Source organism: Protofrankia sp. CiP1_Cm_nod1 (assembly GCF_920888515.1).
In the GTDB taxonomy this organism is placed as follows: domain Bacteria; phylum Actinomycetota; class Actinomycetes; order Frankiales; family Frankiaceae; genus Protofrankia.
Map to the genome: position 1 here is coordinate 1 of NZ_CAKKTM010000104.1, position 1,019 is coordinate 1,019.

Consider the following 1,019-nt stretch of genomic DNA (forward strand, 5'->3'; position numbering starts at 1 on the left):
GCAACGGGCTCCCCACGGTGACCGGGACGCAGGGGGCCCGCCCGGACCAGCCCGGCTGCCCGGACCAGCCCGGCTGCCCGGACCAGCCCGGCCGCCCGGACCAGCCCGGCCGTCCTGAGTGGTCCGGCCGCCCGCAGCGGCCGGTTCAGGTGAAGCGGCCGGTCCGGGCGGAGCGACATACTCGAAGGGAGCTTCCCGGCCATCTGGCCCGGGCCGTGCGGACGGCGGCTGCCGGCGCGCCGCGTCCCGAGGACCGTGGCGAGCCGATCCGGGTCATGCTGGCAGTGCTGGGGAACCGGTGCCGGCGTGCTGGGCGGCGACAGCCGGTCCGGGAGGTGCGGGCCGCGAGCTGGGCCGGGCGCGCGCGCCCGGCGGCGGTGATCGCGGTTGCCGTCATGTCCGCCCTGTCCAGCGTGCTGGCCCTGGCCGTCCTCGGCCGGCCCACGGCGGGCAGCCGGCCCGAGACGGTCCTGCCCACAGCCGGCCCACGGGTACCGGTGGCGTCCGCGATGCTGCTGTGCCCGGATCTCGACCCGCCGGCAGGCGCCCCGGTGACGGTGGACGTCGTGACCGCCGGCGGCGTGGTGGGTGGGAGGCCGGGCGCGGACGGGCGGATCTGGCTGTCCACCGGTGGCGCGGTGCGTGACGTCCCGACCGGTCCGGCCCGGGCGCGGGGCGTACTGGTCCAGACGAACGGTGGTGTGCCGCTGGCCGTGCACGCCAGCGGCCCGGTGGCGGCCGGGCTGAGCGCCACGGTGACCGTCCCGGGCGGGCCCGGCCGGGCACCGTCCCGGGCACGCTGCGATCCGCCGAGGAGCGAGTTCTGGTTCGTCGGCCCGGGTACCGGTACCGGCCGTGACCCGGTGATCGTCCTTACCAACCCCGAGACAGCGCCCGCGCGCGTGGAGATCACGTCGTTCGGGCCGGCCGGCCGTGGGGAGGCGGGCGCCGCCACGCGGGCCACCGGTCCCGGCGCGGGTGACGGTGCGGCCACCGCTGGTGCGCTCGGCGATGGTGCA

The 1,019-nt window shown here is 78.6% G+C and carries 1 protein-coding gene; it reads left to right on the forward strand.

Annotation, left to right across the window (positions count from 1 at the left end; genetic code table 11):
- Positions 1–275: 275 nt before the first annotated feature.
- On the forward strand, positions 276–1,019 hold a 744-nt coding region (locus NBX02_RS05215; protein WP_250290234.1), incomplete at its 3' end, for a DUF5719 family protein.